The following is a 17,731-nucleotide window of genomic DNA, read 5'->3' as shown; positions in this document are numbered from 1 at the left end:
CGTAGATGGGTGCTTTCCAGAAAGCGCCTGCGCGGCGTATTCTCGCTCACGTCATGAAATCTAAAGATCTGCTGTGACGCTATACAGCGACAGAATACCCCCGGTTTGCTTCCTGCGGAAATGCTGGCCGGTCTTCGGGAACGGGACCAAGTCCCAACAATAGAGAAGCAACGCAACTCAGGTTTTGCAGACCAGAGGCTGTAGCTCCAAATTGGATGATTCCAAAGCGGTCGACGCAGATCATGGAAAATTCAAGGTGCTTCCGCTAACAATCGAGTCTTCGCACGATTCAACTATCGCCGCCGCCGTGTGGTAATTATCCAGCTATTCCATTTCAAGCCGGGTATTGCTGTCAATCGAATGAGCAAGCCCGAACTCTTGTTTCACTTCAGGAGGCTGTCGGCTGTCCATGGTTCCCAGATTGAATCACGCACGCAGAACTCGTCTTGTGCCACGGATGACCTTTGCTTTTTCTGTGCTTCTTGCCGCTTCCACCGCCAGTTTCACCCAGCCGGTCCTCGGCGGAGCCACAATTGGAAGGCAAAATCGACGTCAGCAACGCCATAAGCCTGCCGGTTGAGTTTCTTTCAAACAAATCATGCTTGCCGGATGTAACGCTGGTCTGTTAATCCAAGGACACACCAAAAACCGGCATCCGGCATCGCCGGATCAATCGCTTCGTTCGAATCTGCTGAAAGGTGACGTGCCGCTTATGCCCCTCTGCAAACTCCCCAGTTGCAAATTCTCGATACTCGTTGCCATAGCCTGCGCGATTTACTTTGGGTTTTCGAGCGGTCAAGCACTCGCCGCTCAGGATGTCGCTCAACCAGCCTCGCTCGCAACACCGCGTATTGTTGAGCGAATCGACGAGAGCCGGCTCGTCAAGCTCAAGGGTACCGTGCACCCCTTGGCCAATGCCAGGAACGACCGCGGAGCCGCTCCCGCGAGCCTGCAGCTTGACCGTATGCATCTGATCCTCTCTCGCAGCGCCAATCAGGAAACGGCCCTGCGGCAGTTCATTGGTCAACTGCATACGCCTGGTAGCGCAAGTTACCACAAATGGCTGACACCAGATCAGTTCGGTAAGCAGTTCGGCCCCTCCGATCAGGACATAACAACAGTTGAGACCTGGCTGACCGGGCATGGCTTCAACGTCACCAAGGTGAATCCTGGAAAACAGACCATCGAGTTTTCCGGTAACGTGGCCCAAATGGGCAGCGCTTTCCATACCCAGATCCATAAGTATGAGGTAAATGGTGAAACACATTATGCGAATGCCGGCGATCCACAGATCCCGGATGCGCTTGCGCCCGTGATCGGTGGGTTTGTCGCGTTAAATAACTTTCGCACCAAGTCGTACGCCCAATTACTCGGCAAGGCTTCCTATGATCCCAAGACCGACAAGGCCAAGCCCCAGTGGACCCGGGGCCCCGGCAGTCCTGCAATCGATAACGCCTATGTACTAGCTCCCCAGGACTATGCCGTTCAGTATGATCTGAGTCCCCTCTATGCCGCCGGGACCAACGGTACCGGTCAGAGCATTGCCATCGTCAACGATTCCAACGTCAACATCGACCTGGTGAATGAGTTCCGCAACCTTTTCAACCTTCCGGTCAACCCGCCGCAGGTGATCATCGACGGCAATGATCCGGGCGTAGACGGAATTAACAACCCCGACGGTCCGAACGGCAACTCCGTGGAAGCGTACCTCGATGTCGAGTGGTCGGGAGCAGTGGCGCCTGATGCCACCATCGATCTGGTCATCGCCGCCGACACGGCGCTTGAAAGCGGCCTCGTCCTGGCCGCCGAGCACGCCGTTTACAGCAACATCGCGCCCATCATCAGCTTGAGTTTCGGCGGCTGCGAGATGTTTCAGGGCAGTTTCAACCAGTTCATCAACAACCTGTGGGAGCAGGCTGCAGCACAGGGCATCACCGTATTGGTTTCGTCTGGGGATGCCGGCTCGGCAGGATGCGACAACGACAATTCTCAGTACTTTGCGATTGATGGCCAGGCCGTCAACGGTTGGGCATCCACGCCATACAACGTTGCCGTAGGCGGAACGGATTTCTATTACAGCTCTTATAATCAGGGCCAAACCGCTATCGACAGCCAGCTTGCCACCTACTGGAACACGGCCCCAAACAACACGCCTGCGGTATCCATTAAGGGCGTCATCCCCGAGCAGCCATGGAACAACAGCCAGTACGGCCTGGACCTCTTTAGCTATTACACCGACAGTGGCAACGCTGCGACCAGTATCGCGGGTGGCTCCGGTGGCGCCAGTAGCTGCTCCTCGGGTAGCGGTTCTGGGGTCAATGGCGGCTGGGGCACATGCACCGGCGGGTATCCGAAACCTTCATGGCAGGCCGGCACTGGCGTCCCCAATGACAAGGTGCGCGATCTACCCGATCTTTCGCTCTTCGCTGCCAACGGGTACAATGGCAGCTTCTATCCGATCTGCGTCGCGGACGGCGATTGCCAACCAGTTCCGAGTGGCGGCGCAGTGCAGATCAGTGGAGTTGGCGGCACTTCCGCATCGACACCGGCCTTTGCCGGTGTGATGGCGCTGGTCGACCAGAAATATGGACGTCAGGGCCAGGCGAACTTTGTGCTCTATCCGCTGGCAGCGCAGTTCCCGGCGGCCTTCCATGACGTGACCAACGGCACCAACTCCGTGCCATGTGCCACGGGTTCAACAGACTGCATTTCCGTGACAAATCCCATCACCGTGACGGATCCCAATCTTGGTCCGGCAACGGAAGGCGAGATCGGCACCGGCACGACTCCCGAGTACAACGCCACAGCGGGATACGATCTGGCCAGCGGCCTGGGAACGATCGATGCCGCCACGCTGGTCAACGATTGGAACAAGGTTACTTTTGCCTCCACAACGACCACACTGACGCCCTCCGAAACAAGCTTCACCCATGGGACTCCAATCACGATCAGCGGTACTGTCACGCTGGCCAGTGGGACACCGACCGGGAGCGTGGCGCTGATAACCAGCAGCACGGAGGAGACGCAACAGGGGCAGGGTCTGACGGGGCTTTTGAACGGCAGCGCGAGCGTCTTCGCCCTGAACGGCAGCGGAGCTTTCAGCGGCACCAATAGCACGCTGCCAGGCGGGTCCTACACCATCTGGGGCTCGTATAGCGGCGATGGCACAAACGGCATGAGCACGTCGACGCCGGTTTCAATTACAGTGAGTCCGGAAGCCAGCGGAATTGACTTCAACATCTTCTCGCCATCGGGCACATATACTTCCAGTTCAACGCCGGGGAACTCGGTCGATTACGGCACGCAACTGAATCTCAGCGCGCAGGTGGCTCCGAACTCACAGCTCGCGGCATTCGAAAGCTGTACGACCACTTGCCCCGTTTTTAGCGAGCCTACTGGGACGGTTACCTTTCAGGACAATGGAACGGCTCTGAACACAGCGCTGATCAATGCGGATGGTGATGCGGAATACAATGCGCCATTCTCCGTCGGCTCACATTCTGTAACGGCCAGTTATGCCGGCGATCAAAGCTACAAAGCATCGACAGCAGCGGCAATCTCCTTTACGGTAGTCAAGGATAGTCCCCAGATTCAGCTAAACGCTTCGATCGTTGATTCCTCCAACGGTGCCTGGGTGAACGGTCCGAGCCAGCCAACAGTGCTGACTGTGCAAGTAGAAAACCTTGCCCAGGTCAATACCGGCCGGTCGTCTGCGGTGGCGCCGCCTACCGGTACGGTGACGTTGAGCAGTTCGCTATCAGGCTTCTCAGGGACCGCGACGCTAAGTTCCGCAGTGGACCCGAGCACAAATGCGACGGAGGGCGTGGCCACATTTACCGTTCCGGCAGGCTCTGTCTCCGGAAACTACAACATCTCCGTGACTTATAACGGAGACGGAAACTACAAATCAGTTTCGAATAGCATTCCTATCGCGATCGAGACTACCAAAGGGGATGGCGGGCTCACCTCCGCAATCACCGCGACTTTGTCCGGAAGCATCTCTCCAACCACCACTGTGACGATTACCGGCTCTGTGACTGGTCAAAGCGGCAAAGCGGCCCCGACGGGAAGCGTCTATGTCTATTCGTCCGGGTATTATGCTACCGGAGTCAATATAGTGCCAGGCAGCGGAGATACCTCAACCTTCACGATCAATCTGAGCAGCAAAGCCCTCTTCCAGGGGACCAACTCGATTACACTCCAGTACTTTGGAGACACCAACTACAACCCATCTGCCTTTGTGCTGACTGCCCCGATCTCGAATCCGCTCTCCGACTTCTCACTGGTGCCGCAGAGCACGATCATCGCCGTTACCGCACCAGGCGATAGCGGGACAGTTCCAATTAATATTGCTTCGGTGAACGGCTTCACCGGCCCGGTTGCAATCACCGCAACTACGAATTCCGCAATCGGAGTCAATATTCCGGCTTCGGTCACCCTCACGGCCGGCGGTAGCCAGACCGTCAATCTCAGTTTAACCTCAGCAACCGCCTTGGGCAGCGGTACCTTCAACGTGCTGCTCACTGGGGTCGACTCCACTGGGAAATATGTGCATACCCTGGGCCTTGAATTGGTTGTAGGCGGCTCGGTAGCACCCACGCCGAGCTTCGCACTCACGTCCAACCCCACCAGTTTGCCGATTGTGGCCGGCGCAACGACCGGCAATACGTCGACGATCACCGTGACGCCCTCTGGTGGATTTACCGGAGCCGTTAGCCTGGCCTGCGCCGTCAGCGGCCCGTCAGGTGCTACGAGCCCCGCGACCTGCAGCATTCCGTCCTCGGTTACGATCAGCGGCACTACGGCGCAAACCGCCACGCTGACGGTGACCACTACGTCCACCACGACTACTGGAGCCTATACGGTCACAGTGACCGGCACTGGCAATGCAGGCGCAATCTCGCAGACCACAACGGTCACCGCGAATGTTTCTTCAATCCCGCCGAGCTACGCGCTCACGAATAGCGGCAACATCACCGTGAGCCCCGGTGCAACTACCGGCAACACCTCAACAATTACGGTAACGCCGGCAGGCGGGTTTACGGGCGCGGTTACATTGACTTGCACCGTAACTCCTGTGGCGGCAAGCGATCCCGCAACGTGTAGCTTCGCGTCGCCGTCGGTTACGATCAGCGGCACAACAGCGCAAACCGATGTGCTGACGATAACCACAACCGCAGCCACCACGGCCCTCAATAGACCGATGAAACTGTTCTGGCCATCGGTGGGCGGTGCAGCTCTCGCTATGGTCTTCTTCTTCGGCATCCCCGCGCGGCGGCGCAGTTGGCTGTCCATGCTCGGTCTGCTCGCATTCTTTGTTTCCATCGCCGCAATCGGCTGCGGCGGAGGCGGCAGTGGAGGAGGTGGTGGTGGCGGAGGAAACTCCGGCACCACCCCTGGCACGTACACAGTGACCGTGACCGGAACTGCAGGGTCAGTTGCGCCCATGACATCGGTCACATTGACTGTGAATTAGCCAGAGAAAGAAGCGAGCTTTCTCTGCATGAGAGAGCCCGCTTTTTCGTTTGATACCGAGAGTCAAATTGTTTTGTGCTCACTCGCTGTCGGAGTTGCGCAGAATTACCCTCGACAAGCGCACAATGAAAGGAGAGCGGCTATGGAAGGTTGATTCCACCGCTCCCGGGAGAGAAAGAAACGGAACAAAAACGCCTCAAAAACGCCCAAAAAGCGCACTTTTGAGCACCCAAACTTTCCCTTAACTGATTCATAATGAAACAGATATACGTATAAAAGCGGTACCCCCCGGGGGTAGGGATGCAAATTGATTTGGGACGGCATTCCCCCATCAAAGACCAGATCAATCAGGGTCCAGGCACACGGAGTTTGCCGTAAACCACGGCTATTCCACTTCGGCGCCCGCTGTCTCACTCCATCCCTCGGCCATGAAGCGGTAGCCAATCCACGGCTCGGTCTGGATGTACTGCTTTCCTGTTTCGGCTTCCAGCTTTTTGCGCAATTGCCCGACAAAGACGCGCAGATACTCGGGCTGGTGCGCGGATTGAGCGCCCCAAACAGCCGTCAACAGAGCACGATGGGTCATGACTTTACCGGCGTTGCGAGCCAGGTAAAGCAAAAGGTCGAATTCCTTCGGTGTCAAGTGAATAAGCTTACCCATCACCGCAACCGAGTGCGCGGAAGCGTCCACCACGAAATCTCCAGCTTCGATAGCGTGCGTCGCGCGTTCTGGCGCGCGGCGAAGGTGGGCTCGAACGCGAGCCAGCAATTCCTGAATATTGAATGGCTTTGTTACGTAGTCGTCGGCGCCGGCATCCAGCGCCTCCACCTTGGACCGTTCATGATCGCGAACCGACAGGACAAGTACGGGCGTCGAGGCGATCAGCCGAATTGCCCGGCAGACATCCACCCCGGTCAATGTCGGCATCATCAGATCCGTAATCACCAGATCCGGAGCCCACTCCCGGTAGACTTGCAGACCCTCTTCGGGATCGTTCGCCGTGCGTACCTGATACCCCTGCGCTGTCAACGCAGCTCTCAGCACGCGTGTGATCTGCGCTTCATCGTCAATTACCAAAATCCGTTCTTGCATGGTGCTTTTTGTTCCTGTGTGAACTCTTCGGACCTATCGTGGCCGTTTTAGAGCCAGTGACCATCCCGCTTCGGCCGACTTTTGACTGCACATCATGAACGATACAGCATCGGGCTGGCTGCGTCTCAGGAACTGCCGTTTTTGTCGACCAGCCAGCCCTGCGGCCCTCGCTGAGCGCCAAAACCCATCAGTCAGCGCAAAAACGGAATATCATTTGAATTGGATGGAATTCATTCCGGTATTCGGTTGGTTGCACGAGATCCTGCGATGGATACTGGCTTCCGCGATCACGGCTTTTGTCACTGCGGTTCTCGTGCTGCTGCGTGCCGATTCAGGCACGGCGGGCATCATTTACTTGGTCTTGGTAGTCTGGTCCGCCACTCTCGCTGGCCGCGCGATTTCGATCTACCTGGCAGTTATCGCTTCGTTCCTATTTGACTACTATTTTCTCGAGCCGTTGCATTCAATCGGTCTCTCCGGCTTTCAATCATGGCTGGCAATGGTTGCGTTCGTCGTCGCTTGTGTGGTCGTGGGCCGCGTGGCTGAGCGCGCGCGTCGCCAAACTCGTCAAGCCGAGCGACGCCGCGAAGACGTGGAGCGCCTCTACTCTCTGAGTCAGGAGATGATGCTGCATGAAGACGCAGCGGGCCTGATCCGCGAGATTCCGCGCCTTGTCGAGCACAATTTCGCACTGAACGCAGTTCTGCTTTATGTGCGCGACGAGGACCAGCTTTATTCCTCAGTCCCCAGCATTTCCGTTCGCGGAAAGTCGGAGACATTTTCGCCAGAAACAATGCGTCAGGCGCTCCAAGAGGTCTCGGCGGCATCGGAGCCCAAATTCGAGCTTCCTCAGGGATACACGCCGATGAACCTCGTCTTCGGCATGAACAGCGTGGGAACACTGGCCTGGAAACCAGCAACTCTATCACGCGAAGTCGCCACATCCGTGGCCGCCCAGGTAGCCATCGCCATCACGCGTGCTCACGCTATTGAAGCCTCGGCCCGGCTCGAAGCCGCCCGAGCGGCAGACCGGTTGCGGACCGCATTGATCGATTCGCTGACGCACGAATTGCGCACGCCGCTTACCGCTATCCGCGCCGCCGCGACCACATTGCTTGACGGTCACGGTTTGGATGAGGCAACGCGATACGAACTTGCCACCATCGTCGATGAAGAGAGCTCCCGACTCGATTCGCTGATCGGCGAGGCGATGGAAGTGGCAGAAATTGAGGCGGATGGCATTCGCGTCCGCCCTGAACCGCTTCACACGGGCACATTCCTTGAGCAGGCCGTGGAGGAGTCGCACGATCAACTTGCCACGCATCGCGTTACCATCATCGTCCAGCAACCGGACAATCCGGTCTGGTTTGATCCCCATGTGATTGGCCGCGTGCTGCGCCATCTGCTTGAAAACGCTGCCAGATATACGCCTCCGAACAGCCGTATTGTACTGCGCAGCCGCCGTTCTCTCGGAAAGGTCGAATTTCTGGTCGAAGATGATGGCCCCGGAATTGACCCGCACGATCTTCCGCTCATCTTCGACAAGTTCTATCGCGGTAAACAGAGCGTAACAACGGCCAAGGGTTCGGGCATGGGACTCTCGATCACCAGGGCTCTCATGACTGCTCACGGCGGCGCTATCGATGTGGAAAGCACACCCGGCCGTGGGACTACATTTCGAATTTGGATACCGCTGGTCGAAAAATCGCCAAACGCAGGCGCGGTCGCCGAAGCGGAGACCTCACCCAGCGACCAAGGTCAGGGAACGACCGTCCCCGCAGCAACTAAGGAAGCGGCGCATTCGGTCGCAACTCTGGCAACGGCAGCCATGCATCCATTCCGGAGGAAATCAGATCCTGTCTGAGTTGATCCACGGTAGAGAACTGAAGTGCGCGAATCCCTAAGCTCCGTGCGGCTTCGATATTTTCGATCTTGTCGTCCAGGAAGAGCGTTTCCTCGGCCGGCGTGCCTAGCCGCTCCAGCAGAAGATGGTAAATCGCGGGCTCGGGCTTGGCCATGCGGTGCTGATAGCTCCATACAGGCACGTCGAAATCTCCGATCCAGTCGAAGCTCCGTTGAATGCTCTCGAGAACGGAGTCACCCATGTTGGAAAGGATTCCCGTCTGCAAACCTTTGTCTTTTAGTTGCTTGTGCCAATGAAGCATCTCCGGATTGACGGTCGTCCACATCCGGGCATCCCAGTCATTGAGTTGCACGATTTCTGCGTCGGAGAGTCCGAGGCCCGCGTCCAACACGAATTTCTGCCAGAACTCGAGGCCGCTGAGGTCGCCTCGATCGTAAGCATGGCGGTCGGTCCAGTACAGCCCTTCGAACGCATCCCGAGAGAGGCCGGTGATACGCTTAAGTTCTTCATAGGCTGGCAGATGCGGGGGCCCGCTGAGCACCATTCCATAATCAAATACGACTGCGCGCAAAGCCAATTTGTTCTCCCGTCCTTCGTCGGTTTATGGACCGTGTATGGTGAGGTGTGAACGGTCGCCTTTAGCTATTTTGCTTGAATCGTCTGCTGCAATGGGCAGGAATTTCGAATAAGAATTGAGGAATCAATCGTTTTCATGAAGCTTTCAAAGCGCACCGAGTGGGACACGGAAGAAAGCGATCTGGCGCGGGCCCATCGTGAGCGGCTTGCCGCTGGACTCCCGGTCTACGATTTGACCGCGTCGAATCCGACACGTTGCGGATTCGAATATCCAGCCGATCTCTTGTCTCCGCTAGCCGATGTTGCAGCGTTCGACTACGATCCCGATCCTCGGGGAAGCCTCCGCGCCAGAGAGGCGGTTTGCCGATATTACCTGCAACGTGGAGCCTCCATCGAGCCGGATCAAGTCATACTAACTACCAGCACAAGCGAGGCTTACAGCTATTTGTTCAAACTGCTTTGCGATCCTGACGATACGGTTCTGGTCCCACAGCCGAGCTATCCGCTCTTCGATTTCCTGGCGGTGGCAGAGGCCATCATGCTGGCTCCGGTTCCGCTGGTCTATGACCACGGTTGGCAACTCGACCTGGAAGGACTTCGCCGCCAGATCAGATCCTCGACTTCTGTGACTCGCGCGGTTGTGCTGGTGCATCCGAATAATCCAACGGGCCACTTCACCAAATTGGATGAGGCAAGGGAACTGGCATCTATCTGCCGCGAGCATGGCCTGGCGCTGATCGTGGATGAGGTATTTCTCGACTACGGACTTGAAATCGCCGGGCAATCGGAAGCTGAAGATACAGCGACCTTTGCCGCGCGCGATCTGGAGATTCCAGTATTTATCGTCAGCGGAATCAGCAAGATATGCGGTTTACCCCAGATGAAGGCTGCGTGGCTTGTGGCAGTTGGACCCGGCTCACGGGCAGCGTTGAAGCGTCTGGAAGTCCTGGCGGACACGTATTTGTCGATGAATGCTCCCGTACAGAGTGCGCTGCCGCTCTGGCTGGATTCGCGAGGTGGGATTCAGGAACAGATTCGGCTCCGAGTGCGCAGGAATCTCGCCGCGCTTGATCAGATCCTGGGGGAACAAGGAAGCAAGACGAACGCCGGGAAGGCTGAAGGCGGCGTTCTGGTGAACCACCTCCAGATCGAGGGCGGATGGTACGCAGTTTTGAGGATTCCAGCGATCCAGCGGGACGAGCAGACCGTGAGGGAACTGCTGGATTTAGGAGTCTGGGTACATCCAGGTTACTTTTTTGGCATGGGCGAATCAGGCTGGCTGGTGGTGAGCCTGCTTGGAGCGGCAGCGGAGTTTTCCGTGGGTATTTCCTTAATGATCAACTATTTACAGAGGAATCAAGTGGGTTACCGCTGAGGCCCGATCCTGAAAGAGATAGATGAGCAATGTGATCGTATGTATTAGATAAATATGAAAATAATTGCTCGCGTTTTCCATCGAAACCCTTTCAGCAGCTTCACTCGCTGATTCCATAGGGAGGATCCTTCCTAATCGAAGTGACATTTTGCACGCCCGCCAATTGCGTGCTAATCTCGATTGCATTGTGATTGCATCCAGCCAACCAACGATCTGTTGTTGTGCCACCCAGGCGCACCGGGTCTGTTGTTGTCCGCGCTAGTTTCGCAATTACCTGCTACCGGGAATTCCAACGGTAGAGAAATTCCTTCAATCCAGCACTAATCCAGCCAGTCAGGACCTGTCAGCATTGGTCACTTCATCACATACGCGGCCGTCTCTCGCGCGGGCTTGTTGTCTTAGCTCAGGCGCGGCGCCGTGTTGTCGCGCCTGAGCCTGCCCTGCTTCCTCACAGCATCTCTATTTCCTTACTTCGTTTTCAAAATTCATAGCAATCCCTTTTTGGAGTTCAGTCATGAACGCATTGCAATCCGCTTCCAAAGCACGAATCCTGTTCTTTGCTTTCGCCGTATTGGTCTTACCGACGTTCCTGCATGCGCAACTGGTTGGTGGAACCATCGCGGGCGACGTGGTCGACCCAAAGGATGCTTCCGTAGTCGGAGCCACGGTGCAGATACGCAACGAGGAGACAGGTGGCGTCCGCCAACTCATTACGGCCCAGGGCGGCGCATTCTCCGCGCCTTCGATTCCGGTCGGGACGTATAGCATCACGGTCAATCGGGAGGGTTTTGCTCCCCTCAAGCGTACCGGCATCGCTCTCACGGTCGGGCAGAGCATTCAACTACATCTTGCGCTCTCGGTAGGTAACGTGGAGCAAGTGGTGACGGTAGTCGATACACCCGCCGCCATCGACACATCCACGCTGCAGACGCAGGGGTTGGTCGATGAGCGCCAGGTCAAGGAGTTGCCGCTGAATGGCCGCAGCTTCGATCAGCTTCTTCAACTCAATCCGGCGTCGGTGAGCTATACGACGCAACGTTCCGGCGGCGTTGGCACATCGAATTCTTCAGTTGGCAATATGTATTCCATCTCCGGACGCCGCCCACAGGATAATCTCTTCCTGCTGAACGGCATTGAATACACAGGCGCGTCTCTGATCAACGTGACGCCCGGCGGCACGAGCGGCCAATTACTCGGCGTTGAGGCTGTGCGCGAGTTCAATGTGGTCACGGATACTTACGGGGCCAACTACGGCAAACGTACCGGCGCGCAAATCTCCATCATCACCGGGTCGGGCAGCAATCAGGTTCATGGCTCGGTGTACGAGTTTTTGCGCAACAGCGCTCTCGATGCGCGCAATTACTTCGATCAGGCGCAGATTCCGGAGTTTCAGCGCAACGACTTTGGAGCTGCCTTCGGTGGTCCGCTGCGTCGCGACAAGCTCTTCGGATTCGCGAACTATGAAGGCTATCGCCAGCACCTCGGTCTGAGCGATGTCACCTTTGTTCCCGATGCGGCAGCCCGTGCGGCAACGGTCGCCAGCGTTCAGCCGCTGCTGGCTTTGTGGCCCGTCGGAACGAAGGAGCTGGGCGGTGGAATTGCCGAGGCTTTTTCCAATCCGCCGCAGCATGTTCGGGAAGACTTCGGTACGACACGCATCGATGACAACCTTTCGCAAAAGGACTTGCTCTTCGGTGTCTACACCGTGGATGACAGCGACGCAACAACGCCTTCGGCGAATCCGTACTCATCGATCTATGAACGCCTGCGCGAACAGGTGGTGAGCGCGCAGGAGCAGCACGTCTTCTCGCCGAGCCTGCTGAATACGCTCCGCATCGGTTACTCACGGGCAGACTTCTCCTTTCAGAGCATTGTTGCGGGTGGAGTGCCGGGCTGGGTCGGCAACGGCCCAGTGGGCGCGGTCGTCATATCGGGCAGCACTGCATCGAATGGCGCTTCGCAGATCACGCTGGCGGGTGCGAACACGGGCAGCAACAACCTGACCGCGCGCAATCTTTTCACGGTCGATGATCACATTTACTGGACGCATCGAACTCACCAGATCGAGGCCGGCGTGTGGCTGCAGCGGCTACAATCCAATGACTTCCTGGCGCAGGATCAATACGGACAGGCTTCGTTCTCGACGCTCAGTACCTTCGAAGCAGGGACCGTCTCGAAGTACACCATCGTCCCGTCGCCCACCGAGTTGGGCTGGCGTTCTCTTTTTGCTGCGGGCTTTATCGAAGACGCCTGGAAGGCTACTCCGAAGCTTGAGGTGCGAGCCGGCTTCCGCTTTGAATCCTCAAATGGCTGGAACGAAGCCCAAAACCGCGCCTCCAACTACGGATTCACCGACGGCGTAATCAACACGACTCCCACGGTCGGCGGTTCAGCGCTTAGCGACAATCGCGCCAAGTTCCTGCCCGAGCCGCGAGTCGGTTTCGCGTATGATCCTTTTGGGAAAAGCAAGACGGTGATCAAGAGCAGCTTTGGAGTGCATCGCGCACTGCTCGATACTCTCGATTACCGGCTCGACCAGACAGCGCCGTACAATACCACGCTCTCTTATAGCAACACCACAGTAAGCAAGCTGCAGGCGCTGTCGCTTGCCTCTGCGCCCGGTGGACTGGTGTCCCCGAGCAACGTGCAGCCGAATATTCAGACGCCTACTGTGCTGGCGTGGACATTGAAGCTGGAGCAGGAGATAGCGCCGCTCACCACCATCACGGTCGGCTATGTCGGTTCGCATGGCTATCACCAGATCCTTTCCGAAGACCAGAACACACCCGATTCGGTCGTCTGCCCGGCAGCTTCGTGCCCTGCATCCCTTCCGGCGGGAACTGTCTACTATCCATCGACTACACTCGCCAATCCGAAGCTGGCCAACTCGACCTCCTGGGTTTCGCAAGGCATCAGCAATTACAACGCGCTGGAGATCGATGTGAAGCGTCAGTTTGGTGGAGGACTGCAATTGCGCGGCGTCTATACGTATTCGCGGAACCTCGACGACGGCTCGGCATGGAACACCAGCGTCTCGTCCAACACCCCGGCGTTCGTTTCGTTTCCCGGGAATCCCAAGCTGGACCACGGCCTGGCCGCAACCAACATCAGCCAGGCAGCGGCCATCAACGGCACCTGGGAGTTGCCTGTGGGTCGCGGTCACGCCGTGCTGGCCAATGCCGCTCCGATTGCGCAGGACTTGATCGGAGGATGGAACGTGAGCGGCATCGCCACGCTGCAAAGCGGTTTTCCGTTCTCGCCCCAGCTTGGCTACAACCCAACTGGCAACGGAGACACCCGCAATCCGGCTCGCCCGCAACTGAATCCTAACTTCAGCGGTTCGCTCTATCCAAGGACTGCGAATGAATGGTTCAACCCAAATGCCTTCGTCGCGCCTTATCCTGGCGCCTTTGGCAATGCCAGTCGCGACGGACTGACTGGTCCTGGCCTGACCGATGTGGATCTATCCTTTGCGAAGACCACCACGATTCATGAACGGCTGCGAACCCAATTTCGTGCGGAGTATTTCAATATTCTCAACCACACCAACTTCACCACGCCAAACCCCGTGGTCTTCAGCACCGGCCCCACGCCGGCGAAGCCGGGCACGGCTGCGGCGCTTTCGCCGACAGCGGGTGTAATGACCGCGACGGCGACCACTTCACGCCAGCTTCAATTTGCCTTGAAGTTTCTTTTCTAGGTTCGCAAGAAGTTGCGAGCACTGTCTTGGCGCGGACCGGTTTGTGTCCGCGCCAAAACTTTGCTACCATCAATCCACACATGGTTCGCGCTTCCCAAAGCCGCTCTTGTTGTCGCCTGTCGAACATCTTCGACGGGTGCCCGTTCTAGTCTCCGATTTCCCAGTACAAGATATCGAGTGATCCAGAGGCCACACCCGTAGCTGTTCAGCCGGGTATGTCTCTCTGTGGTTCCGGCGTTCAGCACACCAGGAAGTATCGAGGTTTGCATGCCGGTTGTCGAAAACGAAGTCGATTTGCAATTGGAAGCAGGGAAAACGTCCGCCCCCCCGCCCCTGAGCCATCTGCGGCTGCTTGAAGCGGAAAGTATCCACATTCTGCGTGAGGTTGCCTCGGAATTTGAGCGGCCGGTGATGCTTTACTCAATCGGCAAAGACTCATCGGTTATGTTGCGCCTGGCGCAGAAGGCTTTTTACCCCGCTCCTATTCCATTCCCACTCCTGCATATCGATACCGGCTTCAAGTTCGCGGAAATGCTGACCTTCCGCGACGAGATGGCTCGCTCCATAGGTGCGGAGTTGCTTGTCTGGCGCAATGAATCGGCAATCGCCGCGGGCACCAACCCGATTGCATTGGACACTAAGCGCTGCTGCGGGCTGCTGAAGACGCAGGCTCTGCTCGATGCGCTCCGTCATTACAAATTTGATGCGGCCTTTGGTGGCGCTCGCCGCGACGAGGAGAAATCCCGCGCCAAGGAGCGGATTTATTCCTTCCGAGATAGCGCAGGGCAGTGGGACCCGAAAAATCAGCGGCCAGAGCTTTGGAATCTCTACAACGCGCGCATTCATCCCGGCGAAAGCATCCGTGTCTTTCCGCTCTCCAATTGGACCGAGATGGATGTGTGGCAGTACATCCATGAGGAAAAGATTCCCGTCGTCGATCTCTACTTCGCCAAGGAGCGGCCGATGTATGTACGCGGCGATGCGCTGCTGCCGATCGAGCAGGAGTTTGTCGCGTGGCCCGGCGAGCAGCCGCGTATGGTCAAGTCGCGCCTGCGTTCGCTTGGGTGCAGTCCATGCACCGGCGCGATTCGTTCGGATGCAGATACGATTCCTGCCATCATCGCCGAACTGCTCTCGTTTCGCTCCTCGGAACGTGCGAACCGAGCCATCGATCACGATCAGGAAGGGTCGATGGAAATCAAGAAGCGGGAGGGTTATTTCTAAATGACTGCTCTCGCGGCTTCAGCTTTTTCTGTAGACGAATTTCTCGCCGAAGAACGCACGAAGGACCTCTTCCGCTTCTCGACCGCAGGCAGCGTCGACGATGGAAAGTCCACGCTGATCGGACGGCTTCTGTATGACACCCAGTCGGTCTACGACGATCAGGTCCGGTCGATTCAGGGCAAGGGAACCACTGCACCAGGACAGATCGATTTCGCGTTACTCACGGACGGCTTGCGCGCCGAGCGCGAGCAGGGAATCACCATCGATGTTGCCTATCGTTACTTCTCGACGGCGCGGCGCAAGTTCATCATTGCGGACACGCCAGGCCATGAGCAGTACACGCGCAACATGGCGACCGGTGCATCAACTGCTGATGCTGCCGTTGTTCTCATCGACGCAAGCAAAGGCGTGCTGGTGCAGTCACGTAGGCATGCTTACATCGCATCCCTGTTGCGTGTGCGCCACATACTTGTTGCAGTCAACAAGATGGATCTTATCGGCTATGACGAGGGTGCCTTCCGGGCAATTGAACGCGATTTCAGTATTCTGCTGGACCAGATCGCAGCAGATACGGGCAATCCCGTCGAGCCGGTCTTCGTTCCAGTGAGTGCGCTGGCGGGAGATAACATCGTTCATCGTTCCGATGCCATGAGCTGGTACGATGGGCCGTCGCTGCTGGAGCTGTTGGAGTCACTTCCATCGTCACTCGGCACTCAAAGTGCTCCCTTCCGTTTACCAGTGCAGCGCGTGCTTCGCCCGGACCACACTTTTCGCGGCTTCGCCGGTCAGATTGCGTCGGGGACCGTTCGTCCCGGCGACAAGATCACCGTGCTTCCCTCGGGCCGCAGCGCGGAAGTCGAGCGTATTGTCACCTGGGATGGCGACCTGACCGAGGCGCATGCGCCGCTCTCCGTAACACTCGTGCTCAACCACGAACTCGACATCAGCCGCGGCGATCTGATTGTCTCTGCCGAGTCTCCCGCGACGGTAGTCAAGTCTCTGAAGGGGGCGCTTGTGTGGATGGATCAACGGCCGCTTGAGCGAGGTCGCCGCTATCTGCTCAAGCACACCAGCCAAACAGTCCCGGCCGTTGTGTCGTCGGTTGAACACCGAACCAACATCACTTCGCTCTCACAGGAATCCTCCGAGACGCTGGAGATGAATGCAATCGGTGTTGTCTCGATTCAATTGCTGCGGCCCATAGCGCTCGACCCGTACGGTGAGAATCGTTCAACGGGCGCCTTCATCCTGATTGATCCGGAAACGAACAGCACAGTTGCGGCCGGCATGGTCACTGTTGCATCCGCCGAAGATGTGAGCGCCGCAACGGCCGCTGCCCGACTATCGGGTCGCGTCTCTGCGCAGGAAAGAGCCGCTCGCTGGGGCCACTACGGTGGAGTCGTTGAGTTGGATGGACCCATCGAGTTGATCGATGCGATTGAACGCTCTCTCTTCGCAACGGGCAAGATCACCTTCCGCATCGAAAGAGCTAATCCAGCGATTGAAAACCATCCCGAGCTGCTGGAACTCGTCCTGCAGTCCAGCGTTCAGTCTGGTTTGATTGCACTCGTCGTCACTTCCACTGAAACCGGCACGCTTACCGCACGCGCTGATGGCGAACAGCTAACCGTCGTCGCGAGCGATACAGCTTCCGTGGTTTCCGCCGTCCATCAACTGCTTTCGCGGGTCGGCATTCTTCCTCGTTCTGAAAGGGCAATCATCCAATGAGCACCTCGGAGATACAAGCGCTGGCAAGCGCCAAGGTTGATAAAGTACGCGCAACTCTCGCACAAGCAATTACGGGTGCTCAAGATGTCTGCCTGACATGCAGCTTCCAGGCAGAAGATGTGTTGCTCACGAAGTTGGCTATCGAATTCGATCCGCAGATTCCAATCCTCTTCCTCGATACCGGCTATCATTTCGCAGAAACCTATTCGTACCGAGACAAAATCGCAGCAGATTGGGGTCTGAATCTCATCAATCTGCTGCCTGAGAAAACCGTCGCCGAGCAGGAACTGGAGCATGGTCTGCTCTATCGCTCAGCCCCGGACCAATGCTGCAAATTGCGCAAGGTCGAGCCGCTCTTCAAAGCAGTCGCCGAATACAACGTATGGCTGACTGGTTTGCGCCGCGAGCAGGCTAGAAGCCGCGCCGCGCTGGAAGAATCTGCGATGTTCACCTTGCCGGGCGGCAAGCAGGTGCGAAAGCTTGCGCCCCTCGCAGAATGGACGACGCGCGATGTCTGGTACGCCTGCGAGCAACTGAGTATCCCGTTGCTCTCGCTCTATGAACGCGGCTATTCGTCAATCGGCTGTGAGCCATGTACTACGATTCCGCTCGATCCCAACGATCCGCGTTCCGGACGCTGGGCCGGTCAAAAAGTTGAATGCGGCATCCACATTGAAGCGGCGCCAGCCAACTAAC

The 17,731-nt window shown here is 57.3% G+C and carries 9 protein-coding genes; 7 read left to right on the top strand and 2 right to left on the bottom strand.

The window, feature by feature from the left end; genetic code table 11:
- The first annotated feature begins 712 nt into the window (after window positions 1–712).
- Window positions 713–5,476 carry an Ig-like domain repeat protein gene (locus OHL23_RS11215; protein ID WP_263351972.1) on the top strand — a complete coding sequence of 1,588 codons (4,764 nt, stop codon included), beginning with the start codon at window positions 713–715 and terminating at the stop codon, window positions 5,474–5,476.
- A gap of 384 nt (window positions 5,477–5,860) precedes the next feature.
- Here the strand turns inward: OHL23_RS11215 and OHL23_RS11210 are convergent, their stop codons facing one another.
- Window positions 5,861–6,568 carry a response regulator transcription factor gene (locus OHL23_RS11210; protein WP_263351971.1) on the bottom strand — a complete coding sequence of 236 codons (708 nt, stop codon included), beginning with the start codon at window positions 6,566–6,568 and terminating at the stop codon, window positions 5,861–5,863.
- Window positions 6,569–6,791: 223 nt separating this feature from the next.
- Between OHL23_RS11210 and OHL23_RS11205 the strand changes: the two genes are divergently transcribed.
- Complete coding sequence (locus tag OHL23_RS11205; protein ID WP_263353223.1) at window positions 6,792–8,432, top strand: sensor histidine kinase; 1,641 nt, start codon at window positions 6,792–6,794, stop codon at window positions 8,430–8,432.
- Here OHL23_RS11205 and OHL23_RS11200 read toward each other — a convergent pair.
- Window positions 8,353–9,009, bottom strand: a complete 657-nt coding sequence (locus OHL23_RS11200) for an HAD family hydrolase (protein ID WP_263351970.1) — start codon at window positions 9,007–9,009, stop codon at window positions 8,353–8,355. The two genes, OHL23_RS11205 and OHL23_RS11200, sit on opposite strands and share 80 nt — an antisense overlap.
- A gap of 135 nt (window positions 9,010–9,144) precedes the next feature.
- Here OHL23_RS11200 and OHL23_RS11195 point away from each other — a divergent pair, with 135 nt between their 5' ends.
- The 5 genes from OHL23_RS11195 (at window position 9,145) to OHL23_RS11175 (ending at window position 17,730) form a co-directional block, all read left to right on the top strand.
- Window positions 9,145–10,383, top strand: coding sequence for a pyridoxal phosphate-dependent aminotransferase (locus tag OHL23_RS11195; RefSeq protein ID WP_263351969.1), 1,239 nt, complete (start codon window positions 9,145–9,147; stop codon window positions 10,381–10,383).
- A gap of 514 nt (window positions 10,384–10,897) precedes the next feature.
- Window positions 10,898–14,083 carry a TonB-dependent receptor gene (locus tag OHL23_RS11190; protein WP_263351968.1) on the top strand — a complete coding sequence of 1,062 codons (3,186 nt, stop codon included), beginning with the start codon at window positions 10,898–10,900 and terminating at the stop codon, window positions 14,081–14,083.
- A gap of 267 nt (window positions 14,084–14,350) precedes the next feature.
- Window positions 14,351–15,307, top strand: coding sequence for a sulfate adenylyltransferase subunit CysD (cysD, locus tag OHL23_RS11185; RefSeq protein WP_263351967.1), 957 nt, complete (start codon window positions 14,351–14,353; stop codon window positions 15,305–15,307).
- On the top strand, window positions 15,308–17,035 hold the full coding sequence (cysN, locus tag OHL23_RS11180; RefSeq protein WP_263351966.1) for a sulfate adenylyltransferase subunit CysN: 1,728 nt from the start codon (window positions 15,308–15,310) through the stop codon (window positions 17,033–17,035).
- Window positions 17,032–17,730 (top strand): phosphoadenylyl-sulfate reductase, encoded by a 699-nt coding sequence (locus OHL23_RS11175; RefSeq protein ID WP_263351965.1) that lies wholly within the window; start codon window positions 17,032–17,034, stop codon window positions 17,728–17,730. The genes cysN and OHL23_RS11175 overlap by 4 nt, the downstream gene beginning before the upstream one ends.
- The last annotated feature ends 1 nt before the right edge of the window (window position 17,731 follow it).

Source organism: Acidicapsa acidisoli (assembly GCF_025685625.1).
In the GTDB taxonomy this organism is placed as follows: domain Bacteria; phylum Acidobacteriota; class Terriglobia; order Terriglobales; family Acidobacteriaceae; genus Acidicapsa; species Acidicapsa acidisoli.
The sequence above is the reverse complement of the archived record's forward strand: the minus strand, read 5'-3'. Positions and strand labels throughout refer to the sequence as shown.

Bases quoted from the DNA above. Each gene is read 5' to 3' on its own strand.
- OHL23_RS11210 (WP_263351971.1), bottom strand. From the start codon at position 6,568: ATGCAAGAACGGATTTTGGTAATTGACGATGAAGCGCAGATCACACGC.
- OHL23_RS11175 (WP_263351965.1), top strand. From the start codon at position 17,032: ATGAGCACCTCGGAGATACAAGCGCTGGCAAGCGCCAAGGTTGATAAA.
- OHL23_RS11215 (WP_263351972.1), top strand. From the start codon at position 713: ATGCCCCTCTGCAAACTCCCCAGTTGCAAATTCTCGATACTCGTTGCC.
- cysN (WP_263351966.1), top strand. From the start codon at position 15,308: ATGACTGCTCTCGCGGCTTCAGCTTTTTCTGTAGACGAATTTCTCGCC.
- OHL23_RS11195 (WP_263351969.1), top strand. From the start codon at position 9,145: ATGAAGCTTTCAAAGCGCACCGAGTGGGACACGGAAGAAAGCGATCTG.
- OHL23_RS11205 (WP_263353223.1), top strand. From the start codon at position 6,792: ATGGAATTCATTCCGGTATTCGGTTGGTTGCACGAGATCCTGCGATGG.
- cysD (WP_263351967.1), top strand. From the start codon at position 14,351: ATGCCGGTTGTCGAAAACGAAGTCGATTTGCAATTGGAAGCAGGGAAA.
- OHL23_RS11190 (WP_263351968.1), top strand. From the start codon at position 10,898: ATGAACGCATTGCAATCCGCTTCCAAAGCACGAATCCTGTTCTTTGCT.